Raw genomic sequence first — 26,131 nt, 5'->3', positions numbered from 1 at the left:
CCCTCGGTGTTGGAGGCGCTGGGCCTGCGGGGACCCCGTGAGCCCTCCTCACACACGGCGGCGGGCGGCTTAGGTCGCCCGCCGTTGTGCTGTGACAAGCCTGCGCTCGGCCGAGATTTTCGCCACGCGGTAGCCCCACGTGCCCATGACAGGTAGCTCGCGGCGCTCGGCGTCGGTCGCGGGAGCGTCACGAAGCCCGTTCGAGTACGTCCACACCGTGCCTCCCGCCGTGTGCGAGACCATCCGGATCTGGTTCAGCTCGTGGTCAATGCGGCCGGTGATGAGCCCGTCGTCCACGCCGATGGTCTTCACGTGCGCGGAACCCCAGGTGAGGAGCTGGGCGCCGGCGAGGTCGGCCGCGGTGGGCTCTCGACTGCCCACCCAATCGAGAACGCCAGCGATGAAGCTCTTGGTCGAGAACGCGAAGTGCGGAGCCTGCTCCTTCGTGGGCACGGCCAAGACCACGCCCGCGGCAAAGCGCCCGTCGCTCAAGGTGATGGGCCAGAACTGCCCCGTCTGGAGGTACGCGTTGGACCTCGCGGCGAACGGATACGCGGGTGCTCGGCTTGCCATCTGGCTAGCCCAGTTCCAGGGGCGCTTCCGTGAGGTGCAGGTCCCCGTCGGGGTCCAACGTGGCCACGAGCCGCACCTTCCAGCGCTCGTCTTGGCTTGGATAATCGCTGCGCACGTGACCGCCGCGCGTCTCGGTTCGCGTGAGGGCCGCACTGGCAAGGACCGACGCTGTGGCCAGCACGTTCGACGTCTCCCATTCGGCGACCTGCGGCACCACGGTGCCGGGTTCCGTCGTGTGAAAACGCGCCCGGATGCTCGCGAGCCGCGACACCGCAGTGGCAAGGCCTTCCATGTCTCGCACCGGCCCGGCACCATCGTGCGCAATGGACTGAATCTTGCGGCGCATCGTGGCCGGGATGAGCACTGTTGGGGCGGGACGCTCAACGGGCTCCGCTTGGGTGAGCACGCCGTCGGCCACCAAACTGGCGGCGTCCGTAGCCGCGCGTTTGGCGAAAACTAGGCCCTCTAGTAGGGAATTTGATGCCAAGCGGTTGGCGCCGTGGACTCCCGTGCAGGCGGCTTCGCCGATCGCGTAGAGGCCCTGCTGGGTGGAACGTCCGTTGAGCTCGGTGAGGATGCCGCCCGAGTGGAAGTGCTGCGCGGGCGCCACCGGGATGAGGTCGCGGCCCATGTCGATGCCGCGCTCCTCGAGGCGCGCCCAAATGGTGGGGAAGCGCTGCTTGAGGAAGGCGCCGCCGAGGTGGCGGCAGTCGAGGAAGACGTTGTCCGAGCCTTCCTCCTTCATCTGCGCCACGATGTTGCGGCTCACGACGTCGCGCGGGGCGAGCTCGGCGAGTTCGTGGCGGCCCACCATGAAACGGTCGCCGTCCGCGTTGAGGAGGTAGGCGCCTTCGCCGCGCACGGCCTCGCTGATGAGCGGCAGTTGCCCGCGAGCGCCAGAACCCTCCCACAGCACCGTGGGGTGGAACTGCACAAACTCGATGTCCGCGACGGCGGCACCTGCGCGGAGCGCGCTCGCGATCCCATCGCCGGTGGCGGAGGCCGGGTTGGTGGACGAGCGGAACACCTGTCCAATCCCACCCGTGGCCACGATCACGGCCTTAGCGAGCGCGGCGCCCACGCCGTCCCGGGTGCCCTCCCCGATCACGTGCAGCGTGATGCCGCAGACCTTGCCTGGGCGGCCGTCCCTGGTGGGGGCGGCGGTGAGGATGTCCACCACCATGGCGTGCTCGATGACCTCGATGCCGGGGTCGTTCTTGATCGCCTCGAGTTGGGCGACGAGGGCGCGGCTAATCTCCGCGCCCGTGGCGTCGCCGCCCGCGTGGGCGATGCGATCGCGATGGTGGCCGCCCTCTCGCGTGAGGTTGATATCGCCCTCGGGGGTGGTGTCGAAGTTGGCGCCGCGAGCCACGAGCTCGCGGACGCGGTCAGGGCCCTCCGTGACCAGAGCGCGCACGGCCTCTTCGCTGCACAGCCCGGCCCCGGCAACGAGGGTGTCGTCGAGGTGCTCTTGGGGCGTGTCCTCTGGGTCAAGCGCCGCCGCAATGCCGCCCTGCGCCCACACCGTGCTGCCGCTGCTCAGCACGCCCTTGGTGACCACGAGCACGCGGTCCACCTTCTCGCGCAGCTCGAGGGCGGCGCTCAACCCGGCGATCCCGGAGCCGATCACGATCACGTCCGCAGAGATGGTCCAGCCGGGAGCGGGCGCGGTGAGGCGATGCACAAAGCGGGTCATGATGCTGACCTTAGCGCGCCCGCCGAATCACCCCTCCACACAGCCCGAATGCCTCTCCACACACCGTGGCAGTGCGGCGCGGGTGTTGAGCGTGACGGAGTGCTGTCCAAGCCCGATAATCGCGGCATTGTGTGGAGAGCTATTCGCCTTGTGTGGAGGGGTGTTTAGGTACGGAGGGGTGCTTAGGTGCGGATGTTGTCTATCAGCCGGGTCTCGCCAACTCGCACCGCCGCCGCGATCGTGACGCCGTCCGGCCCCGACTCGAGCACGTCCAGGTAGTCCACCACCACGCGCGGCTCGCTCGCCAAGACGGCGCGGCCCGTCGCCACGGCCTCCTCCACGGGCCGCCCTTCGCGCAACAGCGCGGCCACGGCCTCGAGCGCCCGCGGCAACACGAGCGCCGCGTCGCGCTCTTCCCCCGCGAGGAACCGGTTCCGCGATGACAGCGCCAGCCCGTCCGCAGCGCGTACCGTGGGCACCCCCACGATCTCAACGGGCACGTTGAAATCCGCGACCATCCGCTTCACGAGCACCAGCTGCTGCGCGTCCTTCTCGCCAAAGTAGGCGGCATCAGCCCTGGTAATCAGCAGCAGTTTGAGCACCACGGTGAGCATCCCATCGAAGTGCCCCGGCCGGTGCGCCCCCTCCAAGATCTCGCCCAATCGGCCCGACGCTACGGTCACCTCAGGCTCACCCGCTGGGTACACCTCGTCCCCGGCAGGGGCAAAAACCACGTCGACGCCGAGCGGCTCGAGCAGGGCCAGATCCGCGTCGAGCGTGCGCGGGTAGCGCTCCAGATCGGCGGCGTCGTTGAACTGCAGCGGGTTCACGAAGATGGTCACCACCACCTCGTCGCACTCGGCCCTGGCAGCGCGCACCAGGGCCTCATGCCCCTCGTGCAGCGCACCCATGGTCATCACCACCCCGCGCCTCACCCCAGGTACGGGGGCACCTAAGTCCGCCACTGTTGTCACGAGACGCATCACTCCTCCTCCACGCCGAGGGTCGCGATGAGGTCCGCGTATTGCGCGGGCCCAATCCGGCCCCCCGCGAGTGCCAGGTCCGCGGTGGCGCGCGCCATGGCTCGGTACGCCGACCGCGTGTCCGGCAGCGCCGCAAGGGCACCAAGGTGCGCGGCGACAGTCCCCGCATCCCCGCGCACCACGGGCCCAGTCAGGGACGACACGGACCCCGGCGCATCCGCGAGCGCGTTCTCAATCGACGCGTGCACCACGGGAGAGAGCACCCGCCCGGGCTCCTCAACACCCAGCCGCGCGAGCACCGCAGCCGACTGCGCCGCAAGCGTCACCGCATGGTTCGCCGCATGCACAATCGCCGCGTGATATGCCGCACGATCCGCCTCGGCGAGCACGATCGGCTCGCCACCCATCTCCACCACAAGCGCCTGCGCAATGGGCAGCAGCGGCGCGGGGGCGGTCACGGCAAACACCGCATCGGCAAGCCTCCCCCTATCGAGCGACGTTCCCGTGAAGGTCATGGCCGGATGAATGGCGAGCGGCAGCGCCCCGGCCGCCACAGCGTCGGACAGGACGCCAACCCCAAACCTGCCCGCCGTGTGCACCACCAGCTGCCCCGCGCGGAACGCGCCGACGGTGGCGAGGCCCGCGCACAGCGGCTCGAGCGCGTCGTCGGGGACGGTGAGGAGCACGAGGTCGGCGCCGCGCACCACGGCCTCTGGCTCCAGTCGCGGCACCCCGGGGAGCAGCGTTTCGATGCGGCTCACGGAGTCCTCGGATACGCCCGACGCTCCCACCACGTGGTGCCCCGCCTCGCGCAAGGCGGTGGCCAAGACCGCGCCAACGCGGCCGGCTCCCACCACGCCGACGGCAAGGCGGCTTGCGTTATCAGGCATGGGACACACCGCGGCTGGCCCTGGCGCGCGCCGCCTGCTCGTGGAGCAGCGCGAGGGCGTCGTCGACGTCGAGGTTGCCGGCGACGGGCCGAACAGGCCCGGGGGTGGAGTGGACCGTGAGATCGGCGAGCCGGCGGGAGCGCTGGATGGGGCCCTGGCTCACGCCGAGCGATTGCGTGCGCTCATTGGGCACCACCGCCAGCTGGTGGGTGAGCCACCCACTGCGGATGAACAGTGCGCGATCGCCAGCGAGCACGCCGCGGCGGTTCCACTGGAACGGATCCAGGAGGCGCGCGCGCCGCGGGCTTGGCGTGAAGTCATCCTCGCCGCCGCGGCCCTGGACCATGCGGGCAAGCGACTCGTCGGCGACATCGGGGAGCACAAGGCGAAGGGCGAGGAGCACGTCATCGAGTGTGCCCACGGGCAGCAGGTTCGAGACTCGCGCCTGTTCCTCCTGATATCCGGCCACATTCATGCGGATCTTGTACCAGCCTTTGGTGCGCCACAGCACGCCCTGGGTCACCACCACCGCCTGGACTCGGCCGGGGGTGACCGTCTGACGACGGGTCTCAAGGAGACCGTGGCGCAGCCGCAGGCCATCAGAGGAGGTGGCTGCGGTGAAGTTGAAGCCCTCATTGATCTGGTTCCAGAAGTAGCTCAGCACCGCCACCACAAAACCCACAACGGCGAACACCGACGTGCCGATCATCGCAAGCAATTGCTCCCCCACCACCGAGCCGAAGATCGCCGCGGCCACCAAGAGCGCAATCGCGCCGGCCGCCACAAGAAAGGTTGGAGTCGAGAGCGCCACGGACCCGAAGAGACGGCCCGGGGGAACGCGGTAGACCCCGTGTTCCGGCGCGGCCTGGACCGCCGTCACCGGGTGGGTCTCGCCGATGTTCATACCGAGATCGCGGAGGGAAGCCGGCGCCATCTCAAGGGGCTGGGAAGCGCTCGAGCCAGCCACAGCGTCGGGCACGCTGGGCAGTTTGGCGCCGGCGGCGAGCGCCAAAACCTCGTTGCGCAGGGCCTCCGCGTCGCCGAGCCGCAAGAACTTGAGGTCGATGCCAGAGCCCGTGCCGCCCGCCACCTGTACGTTGAGCTGCGCCATGCCAAACAGGCGTGCGAGCAGCGGCTGCACCACGTCCACCGCCTCGATGCGATCGAGGCGCGCCTGCTTGTGCTGCTTGAAGACGATGCCCTTGCGGTAGTAGATGGCGTCGTCGGCGATGCGGTACTCGTTGCGGCGCCAGCTCAGCAGGCCGTAGCCGATCACGGCGGCAACGATAAGGATCACCGCGCCCGCGAGCATGAGCAGCGGCATCCTGTTGATGAGCTCATACTCTTCGCTGCCGCCGGCGACCCACGAGGGCAAGAAGCGCGCGAGCGAGTAGACCGCGACGAAGCCGATGATGGGGCCGCTGCCGAGGTACGGCGAGATGGGGTGAACGCGCGTCCACTCGCGCGGCGCCGAATACAGCGGGCGCGGGGCGAACGATGGGTTCTCTGGGATAGACATGGACAAGCGACGCCCGGCCTAGAGCCCAGCCAGCCGAGCCTCGCCGCGCGCCGTCATGCGATCGCGGAGGGTCTCGGCGTCGGCGGCGCGCACCCCGCTGAGCGTGGCATCGGTGCCGGGGCTCGCGGTGTGGAGCTGGATCGTGGCGATCTTGAACGCCCTGGCAACCGGCCCAGCGCTCACCTCCACAAACTGCATGCGGCCATACGGCACCACAGTGACCGAGCGGAACATGCGGCCGCGCTTCACGATCAGATCGTCCTCGCGCTCCGCCCATGCGTGGGCGGTGACGTTGCGGAAGATGAGCCAGGTGAACCAAGCGCCAAGCGCTAGTGCGGCGGCCACGCCCGCCCACCAGCCGGGGCTGATGGTGATCGCGAGCACCGTGCACACCGCGAGGGGGATCAGCATGAAGATCCACAGCGAGATCACGCGGGCCGTGATGAGGGCGCGGTCGGCGTAGGTCCAGTCCGCGTCGGTCTCGTACCAGGTCATGGGTTCAGTCTGCCACCAGGGGTGAGCGGACGATGCGAGGGGTAATCGGCGCTCGCCCCGCAAGCTCTCCAACAAGCGTTCGGCGTGTCGCCCGGCGTGTCGCGGCTCCGGACGTTCTCCAACCGGCGTGTCGCGCGTGTCGTTGTTGGAGAGCTTGCGGGAGGGGTGGGTCGGCCGCCTGCCCGGCGGCCGTGGCCGCGTTAGGCGGCTCACCCCGCCTTAGCTGGGGCTGGGTTTTGGGTCCTCAGGTGGCTTGGTGCGGCACCAATGCTCGGCGAGGAGGCCGGCCGCCATGAGCGCGAGCGCGCCGAGCGCCGCGATCAGCGCGGAGATCGCCACCTCGCGCCGCGGCTCGTGGCTCCAATACTCCGCGAGCCCAGCCGCGTAGCCAAGCAGTCCCCCCGCGAGCAGCACCCCCGCATATGCGGACGCTTGCGCAAACACCGCGGCCCGCGCCGCCCGCAACCCATCAAGACCAGGGCGTTTGCCTTGCTGGTATTGCCGCACGGGCCACGCGAACACGAGCGCGAGCACCGCGCCAACCACGCAGATCGCCGGCAGCGTCCACGGAATCAGCGCGGGCGTGTAGCCATCGCCCAAAGCCATGCGCGTTATGACCCACGCGATCGCCAGCGTGATGCCCGCGATGATCGCAAGGCGCTGCCACGAGAGATGCTCCATGAGTTACGTGAAATCTGGCCCGTCGACGACAGGCACGGCGTCCGTACCGAGCGGCGTGGGCTCCGCGCCGGAGGGCCACGGCTTGGCCACGACGGACACCGACTCCACGTCCACGCGCGCCAACAGGTCCGAAACCGCGCCGCCGTTCGCCCCCGGCAGCACCGCATCCGCATCGACATCACCAAGGGGAACCAACACGAACGCCCTCTCGTGGGCGCGCGGGTGCGGAAGCACAAGGTCGGCGGACTCGCCGGTGACGCCCGCGATCGAGATGATGTCGAGGTCAAGGGTGCGCGGCCCGTTCACCACGGAGCGTTCGCGCCCATGCACCACCTCCACGCCTTGGCACGCGGCGAGCAACTCTCGCGGCGCCAGCGCGGTCTCGATCTGCACCACGGCGTTGAGGTAGTCGGGCTGCTCTGGGCCGCCAACAGGCGCGGACTTCACCAGCGCCGACGTCGCCACCACATGAATCCCGCTCACACGATCCAACTCACGAACTGCCGCGCGTAGCGTGCGCTCCACCTCGCCAAGATTCCCGCCAAGCGCGATCCACGCGGTCACCGGCTGGAACGGCCGCTCGTCGAATGCATCGCGGAAGATCGCAGGCTGCTCCAGCGGGTCATCGGACATCCCCGCCGAGGACCCAATCCGCTTATCCGCCCACAGCGTCCCCGAGCGCAGGTCCCGCCGAATCCGCACAATCACATCCGCGAACTCCACATGCAACGGCGCTTGCGGCTTGTGAATCGCCACGTCCACGCACTCCACGCCCTCAAACTCGAGCACGGCCCGCGCGCAGTGCTCCGCCACCGTCTCCAACAGATCACTGGGGTCTCCGGCGAGAACCTCAGCCACAGCGTCGGCCAGGTCCGAGTAATTCACGGTGCGCGCCAACTGATCGGTGGTGGCCGCCGCTTGCGTACTCACGTGCGCCACGATGTCCGCGATGAACAGCTGCCCGCTCTCGCGCTCCGTGGCGAGCACGCCGTGATACCCCGTGACGCGAATCCCCTCAACCGCAATCTGGTCCAGTTCAACGCCGCCTTTGACGTACGCGCCCACGCTCAGTGTCATGGCATCACTCTGGCGCGAATGTTGCGTTCTGCCAAGCATCCACGACGGCCACGGCGTCACGTGCCGCGCGCGCGTCGTGCACCCGGATTCCCCATATGCCCGACGCTGCGGCCAGTGCCGTAACAGCGGTTGTGGCGGCCTCGCGTTCCGTTGGGGGCGCATCGGGGCGGCCGATGGCCGCCCCGAGGAACCGCTTGCGGCTGGCTCCGATGAGGATGCGGTTGCCCATGCCGCGCAGCACGTCGAGGTTCGCGAGGAGCGCCCAGTTGCTGTCCCCCACCTTCGAGAAGCCGAGGCCGGGGTCCACGATGATTCGGTCATTCGCGATTCCGGCGTCCTGCAGTGCGTGGACTCGGCGCACGAGCTCGTTGTGGACGTCCGCGACCACGTCGTCGTAGACGTCGAGGGCGTCCATGTGGGTGCTGTGCGCGCGCCAGTGCATCGCGATGAAGTCCACGTCCAGACCGGCCACAGTGGTGGCCATGGCGGGATCGGCGAGCCCGCCGCTGACGTCGTTGACGATCGTGGCGCCCGCCTCGACGGCCGCGCGAGCGGTGGCCGCTCGCATGGTGTCGATGCTCGTGGTGATGCCTGCTGCGGCGAGCTCGCGGATCACGGGGATCACGCGGGCCAACTCCTCGTCCGCAGGCACCCGCTCCGCACCAGGCCGCGTGGACTCGCCGCCCACGTCCACGATGTCGGCCCCCTCGTTGGCGAGGTGAATGCCTTGGGCGACCGCAGCGTCGGGCCCATGCCAGAGCCCGCCATCGCTGAAACTGTCAGGGGTGACGTTGAGGATGCCCATGACGAGGGTCACGGGTCACTTCCCCAGAATTAGGCTCATGGCCTCCGCGCGGGTGGCGCCGTCGCGCATAATGCCGCGGACGGCGCTCGTGACGGTGCGCGAGCCGGGCTTGCGGATGCCGCGCATCGACATGCACAGGTGCTCGGCCTCGACAACGACGATGACGCCGCGAGCGCCCAGTTGTTCCACGAGGGCGTCAGCCACTTGAGTGGTGAGGCGTTCTTGCACCTGGGGGCGCTTGGCGTAGAGATCCACGAGTCGCGCGAGCTTACTGAGCCCCGTGATGCGGCCATCGGCGCCGGGGATGTAGGCCACGTGGGCCACGCCATGGAAGGGCACGAGGTGGTGCTCGCACATCGAGTACAGCTCGATGTCCTTGACCAGGATCATCTCTTCGTGGCCCAGTTCGAAGACTGCGCTCAAGACCTCCGCGGGGTCTTGGTCGAGACCCGCGAAGAACTCCTCGTAGGCGCGCGCCACGCGCGCGGGGGTGTCGCGGAGGCCGTCGCGGTCGGGGTCCTCGCCCACCGCGGCGAGGAGCTCGCGAATGGCCGCCTCGACGCGGGGCTTGTCCACGGCCATGACCGTTAAGCCTCGTCCTTGGGCTCTACGGCCTGTTCCACGGGCGCGGAGTCTTCCGCCGCTTCCTGGACCTCGGAGACCTCCTTGGCCACGCCGTCGGGCTCTTTGATCTTGGCTGGAGCCTTGGCCTTGGCGGGCGCCTTCTCAATCCAGGCGCCGCTCAACCAGTTGCTGCGCGGCTTGATCTTCTTGACGTCCTTGAAGATCTCGGCGAGCTCGATCTCGCCGAGTGTCTCTTTGTCGAGGAGCTCGAGGGCGAGCGCGTCGAGGACGGCGCGGTTCTGCGAGAGGGCCGTGGTGGCCTCGGCGAGCGCGTTGTCCATGAGCTCGCGCACCTCTTGGTCAACCACGGACGCCACTTGCTCGCTGAACTCGCGGCCGTGGCCCATGTCGCGTCCAAGGAACACCTCGCCGGAACTGCCCGTGAGGCGCACCGAGCCGATCTTGGTGGACATGCCGAACTCGGTGACCATCTGGCGGGCGATCTCGGTGGCCTGGCTGATGTCGTTGCTGGCGCCCGTGGAGGGGTCGCCGAACACGAGTTCTTCCGCGATGCGACCGCCCATCGAGTACGCGAGGTTGTCCAGGAGCTGGTTTCGCGTCTTCGAGTAGCGGTCCTCTTGCGGCATCACCATCGTGTAGCCGAGCGCGCGTCCTCTTGGGAGGATCGTCACCTTGGTCACAGGGTCCGTGTGGTTCATCGCCGCTGCTACCAGAGCGTGTCCGCCCTCGTGGTAGGCGGTGACGCGCTTGTCGTGATCGTTCATGACGCGCGTGCGGCGCTGGGGGCCGGCGATGACGCGGTCGATAGCCTCGTCCATCTCGCTGCTCGTGATCTGTTGCTTCTCTCTTCTCGCCGTGAGGAGCGCGGCCTCGTTCAGGACGTTCGCAAGATCCGCTCCCGTGAAGCCGGGCGTCCTTCGCGCGATGGCCTCCAGATCCACGTCCGGGGCGATGGGCTTGCCCTTGGCGTGCACCTCGAGCACCTTCTGGCGGCCCTTGAGGTCCGGGGCGTCCACGCCCACCTGGCGGTCAAACCTTCCTGGGCGCAGGAGCGCGGGGTCCAGGATGTCTGGACGGTTGGTGGCCGCGATCATGATGACGTTGGTGCGGGCGTCGAAGCCGTCCATCTCCACGAGCATCTGGTTGAGGGTCTGCTCGCGCTCGTCGTGGCCGCCGCCAAGGCCGGCGCCGCGGTGGCGGCCAACAGCGTCGATCTCGTCGACGAAGATGATCGCCGGGGAGTTCTTCTTGGCCTGCTCAAAGAGATCGCGGACGCGCGAGGCGCCAACGCCAACGAACATCTCTACGAAGTCGGAGCCGCTGATGCTGAAGAACGGCACGCCCGCCTCGCCTGCGACGGCGCGCGCGAGCAGCGTCTTTCCGGTTCCAGGCGGGCCGTAGAGCAGCACGCCCTTGGGGATCTTGGCGCCAACGGCCTGGAACTTGGCGGGGTTCTCGAGGAACTCCTCGATCTCCCGCAGTTCCTCGACGGCCTCGTCGACGCCGGCAACGTCCTCGAACTTCACCGTGGGGGTGTCAGGAGTCACGAGAGTGGCGCGGCTACGGCCAAACTGCATGATGCGCCCGCCGCCGCCCTGCATGGAAGACATGAGGAACCAGAACAGGCCAACCAACAGAAGAATCGGCAAGAAGGTGAGGAGCAGCGTGGACCACACGGATCCGCGCGCGATCTCCGAGTCATAGCCCTTTGGCGGATCGGCGGCCGTAACAGCCTCCACCACGTCCGCGCCTTGCGGCGCCACGTAGAAGAACTGCACTACCTGGGTCAACTCGCCCCACTCTTCAGGGCTACCCTTCGGCAGCTCCTTCTTGAGGGTCAGCACCACTCGCTGATCGCCGTCCACCATCTTCGCCTGCTCAACGGCGCCCGCCTTAAGCATCGCGAACCCCACGGAGGTGTCGACGCGGTCAACACGGGGCTTGAAAAGGCCGCTGAGCATCCAGCCAACGAGCACCGCGAGGAGCACGAGCAAGATGATGCGGCGCAACGTAAAGGCGTTCTTCATGGTGCCCCAACCCTACGCGAGGGGTCTGATACGGAGGAAACGGTTTCGCTGAGGGCAATCCCGCCGCCACGATCACGCCAAAGCCAGCCACACCGTCGGCCCGTCACCGGGCGCTGCCACAGCGCTCCGCCCGCGCCCTCTGCAAGCTCTCCAACAAGGCTTCGGCGTGTCGCCCGGCGTGTCGCCCGCGCGAAGGCCCTACAGCCGGCGTGTCGCGCGTGTCTTTGTTGGAGAGCTTGCAGGGGCCAGCGAGGCACACGGCCCGACGGTGTGGCCGGGTTCGTGTATCAGGCGGACTTGCGTAGGAGTCGGAGCGCTGCGTTTACGTCCGCCACAAGGTCGACGGGATGGCGCCCAAACAGATCGGCGTAGGTATACCGGAGCGTAAGTTTGCCATCGTGGATCGCCATGCGGTCGCGGAGGCGGTCCTCGCGAAATGCCACTTTCGTTCCGTGAGTCTTCCAGCCGTCCAGTTCAACAATGACCAGGCCCTCGACCAACAAATCTCGATGCCCACGACCCGCCACGACGATCTGCGGTCGAACCGCGAATCCGCCCTCCGTTAGCGTGACTCGCGCATACGACTCCATTACTGATTGCGCCTCGTAATCGCAGTGATCTATGAGCCAGCGACGCTGGTCCGGCGGTGTGTGCCGGAAGTCGCGGATGTCACCGGGGAAGACTTTCCGAACTTCAAGCGCGGCATCCAGCACGGCAAGTTGCGCGTAGCGATTCACACAACCGGCCGCAAGATCAATCGCCGCGGCAACCGGCTCGAGCTCAGATCTCTCCCACATCGCGTCAGACCGATGAACGATCACCCGGCGCGTGGGCCGTGTGTCGTCACTACGCAGGCCGCGCGACTCCGGCACCAACAGGTGAACCCGGCGCGGACGGTCCAAGAGAGGCAACTCCACGCGATCGCACAGCGACACGCACGAGAGCCTCGCGTGAAACGCGGCCGCGAGCCATACCGGGTCCGGCGTTTGCGGAAGTGCGTAGGTGCCAAAGAGTCGGCGCACCACCGAACCCTCCCTCGTCGAACGGGTCAAAGCTCGTTGACTCACGCCGGCGTCGATGAGCTCTTTCCAGCGCGCAGCACCGCCTAGAGCGGTGAGCGCTTGGACCGGATCCACCCGCCAACCGTGCCAGGCCACACCTAAGCTCGCGCAACCCCTGTGGATAACCCAGCCACAGCGTCGGGCCGTATGCCTCGCCAGCCCCGCAAGCTCTCCAACAACGACACGCGCGACGCGCCGTTGGAAGGGTGCATCACTCCGCGACGCGCCGGGCGACACGCCGAACACTTGTTGGAGAGCTTGCAGGGAGGGGGCACGGGGCGGGCACGCGGGCGGCCGGGGGTTGGCCACCCAAGCAACGCGCGGGCCGACGGCGGAGCCGGGTTTGCCCTAGCTGTACACCTTTGGCGACAGTTCAGCCACGAAGGGCAGGGTGCGGTACTTCTCCGCGTAGTCGAGCCCGTAGCCAACGACGAACGCGGGCGGGATGTCGAAGCCGACGTACTTGACGGGCACCTCGACCACGGCGGCCTCGGGCTTGCGCAGCAGCGCGGCCACCTCCACGGACGCGGCACCACGGGAGCGCAGGTTCCCCAGCAGCCACGAGAGCGTCACGCCGGAGTCAATTATGTCCTCGACGATGAGCACGTGACGGCCCGTGAGGTCGGTGTCGAGGTCCTTGAGGATCCGTACCACGCCAGACGACTTGGTCCCAGATCCATACGAAGAAACGGCCATCCAGTCCATCTGCACGTGCGGAGGCATGCGCCGCGCGAGGTCCGCCATCACCATCACGGCACCCTTGAGCACCCCAACGAGCAACAGGTCATGCCCTGCGTAGTCCTCACGGATAGCGACAGACATTTCGTCGAGCCGGTGCCGAATCTGGTTCTCGGACACAACCACTCGCACAAAGTCATCCATGTCGAACTGGGCGTCCACGCATCCTCCGGCAGTAACGGACGTTAAGTCTTGGCGTTCCCCGCGGTGTCCACAGGGGCGATGACCAGCCTGCCATATTCGCGCCGGGCCTCATACCCGCCAGGCAGCGACACCGGGCCCTGACCGCGGAAGGACGTGACGAGCGCATCCAGAGCAGCCACGTGATACGCCGTGAGCGGCCCCGCCCCCTTGTTCTCCGCGAGCATCTTGAGCATGCGCGAGCGGATCGCGTCGGGCAGCGAGGAGAGCATGTCGCACCGCCACTCGTCGCCGCGGACGGCGCTCTCGGACAGGATCAGCGCGGATCGCGCTTGGCGCTCCAACTCATCGGCATCGGACTGCAACAGCGCCGCGGAGCGCGCCAGCCCAGAGACCACTCCCTCGCCCAAGACATCAACCAAAGCGGGCATCACGCGCATGCGCAGCGCGGACCGCCGCGGCCCATCGACCAGCTCGTTCGTGGGATCCATCCACGGGTCAAGGCGTTGCTCGCGGCACGCCGCAACCGTGTCTTTGCGGCGCAGCGACAGGAACGGGCGCAGGATCCGCCCGCGCCGCACCGGAATCCCTGACAGCGCCCGGGCGCCAGACCCCCGCGCCAGCGCCAACAGCACAGTCTCCGCTTGATCGTCCATGGTGTGACCGGTGAGGATCTGCGGGTTGATCCCGCCTTCGTCGGTGACGCGCTGCTCAATCGCCGCATACCGCGCGTTGCGCGCCGCCGCCTCGAGCCCGCCCTCGCGTCCCACCACCACGCGCTCGATGTGCACGGTGGCGATTCCGGCCCTGCGCACCTGCTCGGCGGCGTGTTCCGCGATGGCCGCGGACCCAGGTTGCAACCCGTGATCCACCACGATCGCGCCAGGGAAAAACCCCTCTTTACGAGCCACGAAGCCGGTTGCGGCGGCCAAAGCCAACGAGTCTGGCCCCCCAGAACACGCCACCCACACGCGCGTCCCAAGCTCCAGTCCGTACAGCATCTCGCGCACGGCCACGCGGGTGGCGGCAACGGCGGGGTGCGGGCCGCTCACGCCAGCGCTCGGGCCGCCAGCGCTCGAGCCGCCAGCGCCACTCCCGGCGCCCTCAGCCCCACCTTCAACGCGATCATCCTGCACACCCACATTCTGCCAAGGCATTGACGAACTCGTCGACGGCGGCGATGGGCCGCTTTTGCCCCGCGGGCATCCCGTCGAGCAACGTCGCGAAGGCGAGTTGCCGCCCGTCGGCCGTCACCACCACCCCGGCGAGCGCGGTGACCCCGGTGAGCGAGCCCGTCTTGGCGCGCAAGAACCCGGCGGCGGGCGCTCCCTCGAACCGCACGGCCACCGTCCCCTCGAGCCCTCCGAGCGGCAAATACGTCAGCAGCCCCGCCGTGTTACCAGCGGTCCGCGCCTGCACCAGCGCGCTCACGAGCGTCGCCGGCGAGACCTGGTTGCGATCAGAAAACCCCGCGCCGTCATACAGCTTGAGACCGCGCACATCCACGCCCATCCCGGCCAAAGTGGAGGCCGTCACGGTCGCGGCATTCGCGGGCGTCGCGTCCAGCCCCGCCTCAAGCGCAAGCACGCGCGCAGTCTGCTCGGCCACCGTGTTGTCGGAGTACCGCAAAAACTCGGTGGTCACCGCGCTCATGGGCGCGGACTCCACGCGGGCTACTTCCGTACTGCCCGACGCTGCGGTCGCCTTCCCCTCGTTCGTCACCTCATATCCCAGTTTGGTAAGCGCGGTGCCGAGTGCCTTGAGGGTGCGCAGTGCGGGCTCCTTATCGCGGGCTCCGTACTCGCTGGCGGGGATGCCGTTCTTCTTGCCGACGTTCACGGCGATGCCCTCGACCTTGCCCGCGTAGCCCATGTAGAAGGGGTACTCGGGCCACGACGCGGGGTAGGCCGGGCCAGGGAAATCGCTGGTATCCACGGCAATAGTCACCGGGCCAACGGGCACGGTGTCGGCGATCTGATCTGCGAGATCCGCCACCCCCGCCCAGCCGTTTGCCTGGGGCTCGCCGGAGTCGTAGACCTTGGAGCCGTAGTGGCCGTGACCGGCGGCGAGCATAAGGTCGCCGCCGGCAACGAGCGTCAGTGTGGAGGTGGCGCCGTCAAACACCACGGTGGTGTCGAAGGTGTAGTCGGGCCCCAACGCCTCGAGCGCAGCCACTGCCGTGAGCAGCTTGGTGGTGGACGCCGGAACCTGCGGGTTGTCGCCGTCCAGGTCGGCGAGAACGGACCCAGTGGTGTAATCCGCGACGTACACATTCGTGGACTTCCCCGTCCGGTCATCCGAACGTAACTGTGCCGCCAAAGCCGCCACAGCGTCGGGCGATGGCAAGGGCGCGGACGACGAAAAGGCGCCCACCGGCCCCGGCGACGGCGAGGCAACCGCGAGCGGTGAGGCCGTCAACAACGGAGGCTGCGGGGACGGGAGCGGCGCGGAGGTGAGGATGCCGGGGACGCGGTCCGTAGCGTCGGCCCACGCGTAGCCAGTGGCGCCCGCCACGATCAGCGACGGCACCAGCACCGCAGCCACAACTTTGCCCCGCACGCGGTACCTCCATTCATGCGCCAGACTAGTACCCGGACCTAAGACCTAAATCCCAAGGATTGATCATGGAATTCGACGTCACTATCGAGATCCCCAAGGGCAGCCGCAACAAGTATGAGGTGGACCACGAGACCGGGAGAATCCGCCTGGACCGGATGCTCTTCACGTCAACGCGCTACCCCGACGACTACGGCTTCATCGACGGCACCCTAGGCCAGGATGGCGACCCCCTGGACGCGCTCGTGCTGCTCGAGGAGCCGACGTTCCCGGGCTGCCAGATCCGCTGCCGCGCGCTGGGCATGTTCCGCATGCGCGACGAGGCCGGCGGCGACGACAAGGTGCTGTGCGTGCCCGTTGGCGACCAGCGCCAGACGTGGCGCCAAGAGCTCAGCGACGTCAGCGACTTCCACCGCCTCGAGGTGCAGCACTTCTTCGAGGTCTACAAGGACCTTGAGCCCGGCAAGTCCGTGGAGGGCGCGCACTGGGTGTCTCGCGAGGAGGCCGAGGAGGAGATTCGCTCGTCCTTCGCTCGCGCCGCTGGGACGCCGTTTGAGCACATGAACCCGCTGGTGCCCCCGCCGGGGCACTAGCTACGGCCTTCCCGCCACCGGAATCAGGTCATCGATTCGCCACGACTCGTCGTACCCGCGAATCAGCGAGTCCTTGCCAGGGCGCGCCGCCTCGGCGACTAGGCCATTCCCGATGTAAATCGCCACGTGATAGATCTTTGACGGGTTCCGGTCCGAGCCGTAGAAGATCAAGTCGCCCTTGCGCAACTGGCTGAACGCCACGTGCTTCGTGGAGTTGTACTGCATCTGCGAGCTGCGCTGAATCGACAGCCCCGCGGCCTTCCACGACACCATCGTGAGCCCGCTGCAGTCGTAATACGTGGGCCCCGAGCCGCCCAGCTTGTACGGCTTGCCCATCAGCGTGAGCGCCTTCGCCACGGCCGCCTCACCTTGGGCGGCACTTGACTTCCATCCGCCCGACGTTGTTGGCGGCTTTGGCTGTTCAGTTTCCTCTGGCTCGGGATCCTTGGTTTGTTCCGGCTTGGGGTCCTCTGCCTTGGGGTCTTCTGTCTTGGTAGGCGTGCTGGTGTCGCCGCCAGAGTTGGAGTTCCCGCCGGGGTTGGAGCTTCCGCCGGAGTTGGAGCTTCCCCCGTTCTCCTTCTCCACCTCTTCCTGCGCGGCCTTCGCGTCGTCGCGGCGCTTCTTGTCGCGCTCTGCGGCGAGGCCATCTTGGCGCGCGTTCTCGAGCGCCACGGTAGTGCCGCGCAGTTCTGCCAGGGTGTTCACGGCGTCGTCGCGCACCTCGTCTGCATCCTTGACGGCCTGCTCCGCGGCGTCCGCCGCGGCGGTGGCGTCGTCATAGGCGTCCGCGGCGGCGATCTTGGCGTCGGCGGCGGCGGTGGCTGCGTCGTTGGCGGCCTTGCGCATGGTGTCGGCCACGAGCTGCGCGGCCTCGACTCGCTGCACAAGGGTCGCCATCTCGTCCGACGCCCTGTTCATCGCCTCCGAGGAGTTGATTGCATCCTCAAACCCGTTGGCGTTGACCACGGCGCCAACTTGGCCCATGTCGCCACCGTCCCGATATGCGGCCTGAGCCACAACGGCAAGTTTGGACTGAGCCTCGGCGAGTGCAGCGTCGGCCTCATCGGCGCGCCTGTTCGCTGTCACCAAGTTCGCCTGCGCCGCCTCAAGGTCGCCCTGCGCTTGCGCGTACTTGTCGGCGGCGAGCAACTGCGCGGCCTCGGCGTCGTGGAGTGCGTCCTCGAGCGAGGCGACGGCGGCGTCGAGTTCGCTCACCGTAGAGGCCTGCGAGGCGGCGGCTTCGCGCGCGGCGTTGATCTCGTCTTGGCCGGGGTAGCCGTCGGCGGAGGCACCGCCAGCGCCGACCAGCGCGACCCCCGTGGCCGCGAGCGCTCCCACGCAGACCGCGGCGATGCGGGAGCGTGTGAGGCTAAGACTGACGGGGATTCGCATAAAACTCCTGGTCCGGCGATGGTACGTCCGGTTTGTCCGGCGTCGCGAGCGGGTGTGGCAAACACCACGCGCCGCTCCTACGTACCTCGGCACTTCGGGGGCGCACCTTGAGCCCCGATCACCCCTCCACACACGCCGAATGCCTCTCCACACAAACATCGTGGTTCCACCAACGTCCCACGCTCAGAGTCGCCCCAGCGCGCCTCAGAACAGTGACTCTTGTGTGGAGAGGCATTCGGGTTGTGTGGAGAGGCATTCGGGGGGCGGGTGTGCCCTAGGCTTCCCTTCGTGGATGACGACGGCATCGAGACCGACGCCTGGGCCGCTGACCAAGGCCCCGGCGATGGCGCGCCCATCCCCGCGAGCGCCGCATGGCGCGAGGGCGACCACCCTGGGCACCGGCAGTTCTATGCGCTCGGCGACCTCCCCCTCGAGGCCGATCCAATGGGGGTTCTACCAGGCGTGACGATGGCCTACGAGACCTGGGGCGAACTCAACAAGGACAAGAGCAACGCCATCTACGTGGCCCACGCCCTCACGGGTGACAGCCACGTCTGGGGACCCGCGGAGCCCGGCCACCACACCGGCGGCTGGTGGCACGCGATGGTGGGACCGGGGAAGCCCATCGACCCAGAAAAGCACTTCATCGTCAGCGCAAACGTCGTTGGCGGCTGCCAAGGCAGCACCGGCCCGGCGAGCCCGCACCCCGAGGACGGCCAGCCCTGGGGCAGCCGCTTCCCCTACGTCACGATGCGCGACATGGTGGCCGCAGAGGTGGCGCTCACGGACTTCCTTGGCATCGACCGCTGGCGACTCATTGCGGGCCCATCGATGGGCGGGATGCGCGCCATCGAATGGGCGGTGACCCACCCAGAACGGGTAGGCGCCATCGCCCCCGTTGGTTCCACGGCCGCCACCACGGCAGACCAGATCGCCTGGTCCACATCCCAAGTGGCCGCGATCACCGCGGACCCCAAGTTCCGCGGCGGCGACTATTACGCGGCGCAAGACGGCGACGGCCCGCACGTAGGAATGGGGATCGCGCGCATGATCGCGCACACCACCTACCGCAGCGAGAGCGAGCTTGCGGACCGGTTTGGCCGCAACTACCAGGGCGAAGGCGACCCCCTGGGCAAGGGCGGCCAGTTCGCCGTGCAGTCCTACTTGGCGCACCACGCGAGGAAGCTCGCCAGAAGGTTCGACGCCAACACCTACATCCGCCTAGCCCAGGCCATCCAGTCCCACGACGTGGGCAGGGATCGCGGCGGAGTCGAGACCGCACTGGCTCGCTACACCAACGCCGCCCTGGTGGTGGCCGTGGACAGCGATCGCCTCTACCCGCTCAAGAACTCGCAGCGCCTGGACGCGGCACTCTCCGGCTCCAACGGCGTCAAGGTGGTCCACTCCCCGGTTGGCCACGACGGCTTCCTCGTTGAATCGGGCCAGCTCAACGCCTTCATGGCCGAGTTCGAGCAGCAGCTCTAGCCGCCACCAACCCCTACCGCACCACCTTCGCGGTCTTCGCGCTGGTCTTGGATACCGTGGTGTAGCCGCTCTTCTTGCCGGTCACCTTCACGGTGATGTACTTCCCCGCCCGCAGCGAGGACACCTTGTACGTGGACTTCGTTGCCCCACCAATCGCCACCCCGTTCGCGTACCACTGGTACGTGAACGTGGTCCCCGAGAGCCACGTGCCGCGCTTCGCGGTGAGGGTGGAGCCCACCTTGGCGCGCCCGCTGATGGTGACCTTGCCCACCACCGGCACGCCCTTGGCCGCGGACACCACGGACGCCGTGGTGTACCCGGCCTTGGAGCCAGTGACGCGCACCGTGATCTTCTTGCCTGCCCGCAGCGAGGACACCTTGTAGGTGGACTTGGTAGCCCCACCGATCGCCACGCCGTTGGCGTACCACTGGTACTTGATCGTGGCGCCGGAGGTCCACGTGCCGCGCACCGCGGTGAGCGTCTTGCCCACGAGCGCCGTACCGCTAATCACCGGAGTTGGCGCGGTCAGCACGCCAATCTCCACCATCGCGGCGTCCGTGGTGAGCGGCGCGGACGCCCCGTACAAGGGGTGCGTTCCCGTCACGGTGACGCTCAGCGCTCCTCCAAGGTCCGACGCTGTGGGCACGTACGTAGCCCCCGTCGCCCCTGGTATTTGCTCACCATTGAGCAGCCACTGGTAGCTGAGCGCGAAGTTGCGGGCCCACTGCCCGGCAACAGCGACCGGCGCACCAACGCGCACGGGCGCCACTAAGGAAGGCGCCAAGGTGTTGGCCACACCGCCGTCCACAACGGACCCCGCAGAGCGCTGCGTGATCGCTACGTACCCCGCGAGTGTGTGGGTGGCGGCGACGCTCACGGCGGCGCCGTAGTCGTCTTGGGTGAGCACATAGGTGGAGCCGGTGGCGCCAGGAATGGCGTCGTTGTCGCGGTACCACTGGAGCGAGTTGCCGGTGGACGCGGGGGATGTTCCGCCCGCGCTCGCCGTGAGCGTGGAGCCCACCGTGAACGTGCCGCTCACCGACGGCGCCACGGCGAACGACCAGTTGGTCGCGAGCGCAATCGGTCCGCGCGGATCCGACGTGACCGTGTCCGAGCCCCCACTCCACGTCGCGGCGACGCGAACGGAGACGGTGCCCCCAGCGTCGGCCGGGAGCGGCGAGAAGGTGGCGCCTGTGGCGCCCGGAACGTCCGTGCCGTTGACGAGCCACTGGTACGCGAGAGTGGCGTCCGCGGGCACGTGCGACGGCTTCACCGCGGTGAGCACCTCGTTGGCGCGCAGGGTGCCGGTGATGGTGGGCAGCCCGGCGTACACCGGCACATTCAGCACGGCCTGCGTGGGCGCGTACCCCTGTTTGCGCGCCTCAACGCGCACGGTGAGAGGCTGCCCCGCGGTATTAGCGGGCACCGTGTAGCTCGCCGCCGTGGCTCCCGAGATCTCCTTGCCGCTCCGGAACCACCGGTACGTGTAGGTGGCCCCCGACGTGCCGTCGACCACCACGGTGGCCGCCTGCCCGGCGACGGCCTGCTTCGTGAGATGCGGCTCCACCGTGAGGTAAGGCCGCTCGAGCGTGGTCACCGCGATGCTGGCCTTCCCGCCCGACGCTGTGAGGATTGAGATGTTGACGTCGCCTTCCGCAGAACGCCACCATTCGCCGGCGTCGAGCGCTTGCTCGGCCCAGCGGGGCTCTTGCGTTTGGGTGTTGACGGCTTCGACCCGCGTTTGGTTGTCATCCTCGACGGACAGCACGCGCACGCCGGGGCCGGTGGAGAAGATGCCGTCGTCGAACGAGCACTTGGTAGACGGCTGGAAGCCGGTGGTGCAGCCCGCGAAGCTGTTGTCCATGTACAGCGCGTCCTTCTCGCCGGTGCCGTCGCGATACTCGACGTAGAAGGTCTTGCCGGAGGGAGCGGTGATCTTGATTCCGCGGTTGCCGGAGGTCTTACCCAGCGGATACACGGTGTACGTGGCGGTCTTGAGCCCCGTGTGCTTGGCGAGCATCGTAGACGGCGCAACGCCCAACTGGTCGCGGCGCGCGATGTCGAGAAGCGGAGCCCACCACTCGGGCATCGTGAAGCCCATGAGGCTCCACCAGTCGCCGTACTCATCCGTGTCGCACGTGTCCCCAAGGGCCGTGTAGGCGGGAACGTCAGAGAAGTCGCAATCTTGCGTGAGCACCGCATTCGCGTGGTCAAGGCTGAAGTTGTGGCCCAACTCGTGCACCAAAAGTCCGTCAAGGAAGTACGGCGCATCAGGATCGGCGTAAAAGTCGGCCTGCACAATCACCACGCCGCCCGACTTCAGCGAGTCGCCAATGGTGCCCAGCGCGGCCTTCTCATCGTGCCGGCACTCGCCGATCATGACGAGGTGGTCGGGGCTCGCGTCGCTGAAGTACAGCTCGATGTCCCTGCCCACCTTGTTGGCCGCCTCGACGGCCCACTGCTCGTCGTCGGCGCCGCACGCGAGCGAGGAGTAGTACCGCTTGATGGTGCGCACCGTGAACCCGGGGAACGCGCCGCCGGTGTTGGCCTTCCAGTACGCGCTCGCGGTGGCGATGGCGGTCTTGATCCGCGAATCGCTCGGCTGCGCAACCCCGTCGCCATTGATGTTGACCGCCACGTCGATGTAGTGGGTGGTCGTGACGGCGGCGGCGGCCGTGGGGCCGAGCGTGGTCACATCGGTGACGGCGAGTGGGGCATCCGCGGCCTCCACAATGGCGGCGCCTTTGGCTGTCTCGGCGTCCACGTCACCCGTGACCCGCAGGCTCTTTGCCACCTTCGCCGGGATGGCGAGCGAGGCCTCAACTGCGGTTCCGGGCGCCAACCCAGCCACAGCGTCGGGCTGGATAGAAATCATGGAATTACCAGCGACGATGAACGTGCCTTCGACGTCAGCTGTGCGGCCAATGAGGCCGGTGACGGTGAGCTCTGGGGAGTCGTCTGCGAGGGCGGGGGCGGCCAACACCGTGCCCGCCAGCGCGGCGATCAGAACGGGTGCAAGGATGCGCGCTGCACGCATGGATCCCCCTCAGTCAGTGGACGTTGACTCGCACCCTAACAGGGGGATAGGGCGCCGCCACAGCAAGTGTGAGCGAGTCCCCAAACACGCGGAATATGCCCGACGCTGTGGTTGGCTGTTGCGCCCCCGTTACGTCACCGTGAAGGTGGCCGGGGTGGACGGCGTTGTCTTTTCCGCTGCGACATACGTGATGTCCGTTGTCGAGTCGTAGGCGGTCGCGGTCACGTGGAGCGTCGCGGAGTACGTTCCGGGAGCCACGGAATTGAGGACGAAGGCCTGAACCGGAGGCTGCGCCGGGTTGCCGGTAGCAACGACAGTGAACATCGGGCTGGTGAAGTTTGTTGTGCCGGTGACTTCCACCCAATAGGTGAACGTAATCGGGCCCAGGTTCGCCGGGTAGCCAGAGGCCCAGTTGGTGGCAAAGGTGGCATTCGCGTCGATGCGCCCCGCGTAACCGTCGCTGACCGTGAAGTTGTAGATGGAGATGACGTCCACAACCTGTGTGTTGTCACCTTCAGATGCCGCGGCGCGTGGCACGCTCACCGCCAACACAATGGCGGGCGTGGTCCACGCCACCCCCGCCAGCACCCTTCGCCGTGAGATTTCTCCGGGCTGCGCTGACATCATCCCTCCCCAGGGTTTTCAGAAACTCGCTTTTGTCCAACCTAACCCCCTCGGAGGGACTTGCCAAACGCTGCGACATCCGGCTACAGTCGCCAACGTGCTGAACCGAATGTGCCGCTAACAAGCGCACGTTTGGCGTGCGCCCGTGACGGGCGCCCTTAGGCAAACCTCCCCCATCACGGGCCCACACTCCACGTGTCACCTCGCAGACCTATAGGTCGCGGGCTGCTTGTGGCGGCTCCCGGTGATGGTCTGCACTCCCCCTCTCGTCGAGAAATCCCGCAGATCACACCCTTAAGGAGCACCACCACAATGAGCAGCAACTGGAAGTTCGAGACCCAGCAGATCCATGCCGGCCAGGCACCTGACGGCGACACGGGCGCGCGCGCCCTCCCCATCTACCAGACCACGTCCTTCGTCTTCGAGGACACCACCCAGGCGGCGGCACGCTTCGCACTCGCGGAGCTGGGCCCCATCTACACGCGCATCGGCAACCCCACGCAGCAGGCCGTCGAGGACCGCATTGCGGCGCTTGAGGGTGGGGTCGCGGCCCTGCTCTTGGCCTCCGGCAGCGCGGCCAACACCATCGCCATCCAGAACCTCGCGGAGGCGGGCGACCACATTGTCTCCAGCCCGTCGCTTTACGGCGGCACCTACAACCTGTTCCACTACACGCTGCCCAAGTTCGGCATCGAGGTCACGTTCGTCGAGAACCCAGATGACCCCGATTCGTGGCGCGCCGCCGCCCGGCCCAACACCAAGGCATTCTTTGGCGAGTCCATCTCCAACCCCAAGCAGGACCTCCTCGACATCGAGGCAGTGGCTGCTGTTGCCCACGAGGTGGGCGTGCCGCTCATCGTGGACAACACGGTCGCGTCCCCGTACCTGGTGCAGCCCTTCAAGTGGGGCGCGGACATCGTCACGCACTCGGCAACCAAGTATCTGGGCGGCCACGGCTCGGCGATCGGCGGCGTGATCGTGGACGCCGGCACGTTCGACTTTGCCCAGCACCCGGAGCGCTTCCCCAACTACAACACCCCTGATGAGAGCTACAACGGGCTGGTCTACGCTCGCGACCTAGGTGTCGGCTCTGCGCTTGGGGCGAACCTCGCGTTCATCCTCAAGGCGCGCGTGCAGTTGTTGCGCGACACGGGCGCGGCAATCTCGCCGTTCAACGCGTTCCTCATCGCGCAGGGCATCGAGACGCTCTCCTTGCGCGTGGAGCGCCACGTGGAGAACGCCAAGAAGGTGGTGGCCTGGCTCCAGTCGCGCCCGGAGGTGGAGTCCATCGCCTACGCCGGCCTCGAGTCCAGCCCGTGGCACCACTTGCAGCAGAAGTACTCACCCAAGGGCTCTGGTTCGGTGCTCTCGTTTGAGATCGCCGGTGGGGCCGACGCTGGGCGCACCTTCGTCGACTCGCTGCAGCTTCACTCCTTGGTTGCCAACATTGGGGACGTCCGCTCGCTCGTGATCCACCCGGCCACCACCACGCACTCGCAACTCACCCCGGAGGAGCAGGCCGCGACGGGCGTCACCCCTGGGCTGGTTCGCCTTGCGGTGGGCATCGAGCACATCGACGACATCCTCGCGGACCTCGAGGCTGGATTCGCCGCCGTGGCCGCGCTCAAGTCGGCGGCCACGGAGCAGGAACTGGAGGGCGCGTCCGCGTGACTGCGGTAGCGCCAGCAAGCGCCCAGGCTGCACCGACGCTGGAAGCCATCCCAGCGTCGGGCGCCTGGCGCCCTGGCGACCCGGTGGGAAACCGCCGCTTTGCGCCCATTGGTGACTTGCGGCTTGAGGACGGCTCAGTTGTGCCCGACGCTGTGCTCGCCTACGAGACGTGGGGCACCTTGAGCGCGGCTCGGGATAACGCCGTCTACATCGCGCACGCGCTCACGGGCGACAGTCACGCGTATGGGGATGCGGAGTTGGGGCACCCCACGCCTGGCTGGTGGAATCCGCTCATTGGGCCCGGCAAACCGGTGGATCCGGAGCGGCACTTCATTGTGAGCGCCAACGTAATTGGGGGGTGCCAGGGCTCAACTGGACCCGCCTCGTTGGCGCCGGACGGGACTCCTTGGGGTTCACGCTTCCCGTGGCCGTCGGTGCGGGACCTGGTGACCGCGGAGGTAGCCCTTGCCGACCTGCTTGGCATTGACCGCTGGCGTTTGATTGCGGGGCCGTCACTCGGCGGGATGCGGGTGCTTGAGTGGGCGGCCACCTATCCGGAGCGAGTGGGGGCGCTCGCGGTGCTGGGCACGACTTCGGCGACAACGGCGGACCAGTTGGCGTGGGGGGTGCCGCAGGTGGCGGCGATTCGCGCGGATCCGGGGTTCAGGCGCGGCGACTACTACGACGCTCCGGCTGGCTCGGGTCCGCACGTGGGGCTGGGGATTGCGCGGCAGATCGCGCACGTCACGTATCGCTCGGCGGAGGAGTTGGGGCGGCGGTTTGATCGGGACCGGCGGCCGGACGGGGTCTACGAGGTGCAGTCGTACCTGGAGCACCATGGCGAGAAGCTGGCTCGACGCTTCGACGCCAACACCTACTTGCGCCTGGTCCACGCCATCAACGGTCACGATATAGGGCGTGGCCGTGGGGGCGTGGACCGGGCGCTTGCTCGGTACGAGGGCGCGGCGCTGGTGATCGCGGTGGATAGCGACCGGCTGTACCCGGTGGGGGACGCGGAACGGGTTGCGGCGGCGTTGCCTCAGGCGGGCGGGGTTCACGTGGTCTCGAGCTCGGTGGGGCACGACGGCTTCCTCGTGGAGTCGGCGGCGATCAACGAGGTGGTCGGCGAGTTCGAGCGGGCGCTCTAGAGGCTCACTCCAGCCTCCGCTCCCCGCGCCGCACCCCCGCCCTCGGGTCCCCGCGCTGTAGTCGCCGCATCCCACACCCCACACCCAGCGCCCCGCTCCCCGCACCGCCCTCCCCGCACCGCCCTCCCAGCACCGCCCTCCCAGCACCGCCCTCCCCGCACCGCCCTCCCAGCACCCCACACCCCGCGCCGCCCGTGCCTGGACATGCCTGTAGGCCCTCTGCCTAGGCGGTGAGGGCTGCGAGGCCGCCGAGTATTCGGTGTTGGTGGGGGTCGATGGTTGTGGGTGGGGTGAACCAGACGTGGTTGTTGTCATCGACGGTGATGCCCCATCCGTCGCGGTGAACTTGGGTGT

General features: G+C 67.9%; 22 protein-coding genes. 4 read left to right on the top strand and 18 right to left on the bottom strand.

Annotation, left to right across the window (positions count from 1 at the left end; translation table 11 throughout):
- Nucleotides 1-69: 69 nt before the first annotated feature.
- From QM618_RS03660 to dacB, 15 genes are all read right to left on the bottom strand, one after another.
- The gene (locus tag QM618_RS03660; protein WP_428095058.1) at nt 70-573 is read right to left on the bottom strand and encodes a hypothetical protein; all 504 of its coding nucleotides are present in this window, start codon (nt 571-573) and stop codon (nt 70-72) included.
- A 4-nt stretch (nt 574-577) separates the two neighbouring features.
- Complete coding sequence (locus QM618_RS03655; protein WP_428095056.1) at nt 578-2,269, bottom strand: L-aspartate oxidase; 1,692 nt, start codon at nt 2,267-2,269, stop codon at nt 578-580.
- Between the two features lie 182 nt (nt 2,270-2,451).
- Nucleotides 2,452-3,252 (bottom strand): pantoate--beta-alanine ligase, encoded by an 801-nt coding sequence (panC, locus tag QM618_RS03650; protein ID WP_428095054.1) that lies wholly within the window; start codon nt 3,250-3,252, stop codon nt 2,452-2,454.
- A complete protein-coding gene (locus QM618_RS03645) occupies nt 3,252-4,142 on the bottom strand; it encodes a Rossmann-like and DUF2520 domain-containing protein (RefSeq protein WP_428095051.1) in 891 nt (296 codons plus the stop codon). Before QM618_RS03645 ends, panC begins: the two co-directional genes overlap by 1 nt.
- Nucleotides 4,135-5,661, bottom strand: coding sequence for a PH domain-containing protein (locus QM618_RS03640; protein ID WP_428095048.1), 1,527 nt, complete (start codon nt 5,659-5,661; stop codon nt 4,135-4,137). The genes QM618_RS03645 and QM618_RS03640 overlap by 8 nt, the downstream gene beginning before the upstream one ends.
- An 18-nt stretch (nt 5,662-5,679) precedes the next feature.
- Nucleotides 5,680-6,156, bottom strand: a complete 477-nt coding sequence (locus QM618_RS03635; protein ID WP_428095046.1) for a PH domain-containing protein — start codon at nt 6,154-6,156, stop codon at nt 5,680-5,682.
- A 219-nt stretch (nt 6,157-6,375) separates the two neighbouring features.
- Entirely contained in the window at nt 6,376-6,837 is a 462-nt protein-coding gene (locus QM618_RS03630) for a DUF3180 family protein (protein ID WP_428095043.1), read from the bottom strand.
- Nucleotides 6,838-6,840: 3 nt separating this feature from the next.
- Complete coding sequence (gene folK / locus QM618_RS03625) at nt 6,841-7,914, bottom strand: 2-amino-4-hydroxy-6-hydroxymethyldihydropteridine diphosphokinase (RefSeq protein WP_428095041.1); 1,074 nt, start codon at nt 7,912-7,914, stop codon at nt 6,841-6,843.
- Nucleotides 7,915-7,918: 4 nt separating this feature from the next.
- Nucleotides 7,919-8,731, bottom strand: coding sequence for a dihydropteroate synthase (gene folP, locus QM618_RS03620; RefSeq protein ID WP_428095039.1), 813 nt, complete (start codon nt 8,729-8,731; stop codon nt 7,919-7,921).
- A 3-nt stretch (nt 8,732-8,734) separates the two neighbouring features.
- On the bottom strand, nt 8,735-9,301 hold the full coding sequence (gene folE, locus QM618_RS03615) for a GTP cyclohydrolase I FolE (RefSeq protein WP_428095036.1): 567 nt from the start codon (nt 9,299-9,301) through the stop codon (nt 8,735-8,737).
- Nucleotides 9,302-9,306: 5 nt separating this feature from the next.
- Nucleotides 9,307-11,331: an ATP-dependent zinc metalloprotease FtsH gene (gene ftsH, locus QM618_RS03610; RefSeq protein WP_428095034.1), complete on the bottom strand. Its 2,025-nt coding sequence runs from the start codon at nt 11,329-11,331 to the stop codon at nt 9,307-9,309.
- Between the two features lie 287 nt (nt 11,332-11,618).
- A complete protein-coding gene (locus tag QM618_RS03605; protein WP_428095032.1) occupies nt 11,619-12,467 on the bottom strand; it encodes a hypothetical protein in 849 nt (282 codons plus the stop codon).
- A 273-nt stretch (nt 12,468-12,740) separates the two neighbouring features.
- Entirely contained in the window at nt 12,741-13,274 is a 534-nt protein-coding gene (gene hpt, locus QM618_RS03600; protein WP_428095332.1) for a hypoxanthine phosphoribosyltransferase, read from the bottom strand.
- A 41-nt stretch (nt 13,275-13,315) separates the two neighbouring features.
- Nucleotides 13,316-14,407 carry a tRNA lysidine(34) synthetase TilS gene (tilS, locus tag QM618_RS03595; RefSeq protein ID WP_428095030.1) on the bottom strand — a complete coding sequence of 364 codons (1,092 nt, stop codon included), beginning with the start codon at nt 14,405-14,407 and terminating at the stop codon, nt 13,316-13,318.
- Nucleotides 14,397-15,830 (bottom strand): D-alanyl-D-alanine carboxypeptidase/D-alanyl-D-alanine endopeptidase, encoded by a 1,434-nt coding sequence (gene dacB / locus QM618_RS03590; RefSeq protein ID WP_428095027.1) that lies wholly within the window; start codon nt 15,828-15,830, stop codon nt 14,397-14,399. Before dacB ends, tilS begins: the two co-directional genes overlap by 11 nt.
- Nucleotides 15,831-15,895: 65 nt before the next feature.
- Here dacB and QM618_RS03585 point away from each other — a divergent pair, with 65 nt between their 5' ends.
- Entirely contained in the window at nt 15,896-16,420 is a 525-nt protein-coding gene (locus QM618_RS03585) for an inorganic diphosphatase (protein WP_428095025.1), read from the top strand.
- Here the strand turns inward: QM618_RS03585 and QM618_RS03580 are convergent, their stop codons facing one another.
- Nucleotides 16,421-17,812: an NlpC/P60 family protein gene (locus tag QM618_RS03580; protein WP_428095023.1), complete on the bottom strand. Its 1,392-nt coding sequence runs from the start codon at nt 17,810-17,812 to the stop codon at nt 16,421-16,423. It lies immediately after the preceding gene.
- 288 nt (nt 17,813-18,100) lie between these two features.
- Here QM618_RS03580 and metX (QM618_RS03575) point away from each other — a divergent pair, with 288 nt between their 5' ends.
- Nucleotides 18,101-19,297 (top strand): homoserine O-acetyltransferase MetX, encoded by a 1,197-nt coding sequence (gene metX, locus QM618_RS03575; RefSeq protein ID WP_428095021.1) that lies wholly within the window; start codon nt 18,101-18,103, stop codon nt 19,295-19,297.
- Between the two features lie 13 nt (nt 19,298-19,310).
- Here metX (QM618_RS03575) and QM618_RS03570 read toward each other — a convergent pair whose 3' ends face one another.
- The gene (locus QM618_RS03570; RefSeq protein WP_428095019.1) at nt 19,311-22,334 is read right to left on the bottom strand and encodes a hypothetical protein; all 3,024 of its coding nucleotides are present in this window, start codon (nt 22,332-22,334) and stop codon (nt 19,311-19,313) included.
- 129 nt (nt 22,335-22,463) lie between these two features.
- The gene (locus QM618_RS03565) at nt 22,464-22,877 is read right to left on the bottom strand and encodes a hypothetical protein (RefSeq protein ID WP_428095017.1); all 414 of its coding nucleotides are present in this window, start codon (nt 22,875-22,877) and stop codon (nt 22,464-22,466) included.
- A gap of 393 nt (nt 22,878-23,270) precedes the next feature.
- On the opposite strand from QM618_RS03565, the gene QM618_RS03560 reads away from it, so the two are divergent.
- Nucleotides 23,271-24,629 (top strand): bifunctional o-acetylhomoserine/o-acetylserine sulfhydrylase, encoded by a 1,359-nt coding sequence (locus QM618_RS03560; protein ID WP_428095015.1) that lies wholly within the window; start codon nt 23,271-23,273, stop codon nt 24,627-24,629.
- Nucleotides 24,626-25,777 (top strand): homoserine O-acetyltransferase MetX, encoded by a 1,152-nt coding sequence (metX, locus tag QM618_RS03555; protein WP_428095013.1) that lies wholly within the window; start codon nt 24,626-24,628, stop codon nt 25,775-25,777. The genes QM618_RS03560 and metX (QM618_RS03555) overlap by 4 nt, the downstream gene beginning before the upstream one ends.
- Nucleotides 25,778-26,131: the final 354 nt, after the last annotated feature.

The organism is Demequina sp. (assembly GCF_049841215.1).
Classification (GTDB): Bacteria; Actinomycetota; Actinomycetes; order Actinomycetales; family Demequinaceae; genus Demequina.
The sequence above is the reverse complement of the archived record's forward strand: the minus strand, read 5'-3'. Positions and strand labels throughout refer to the sequence as shown.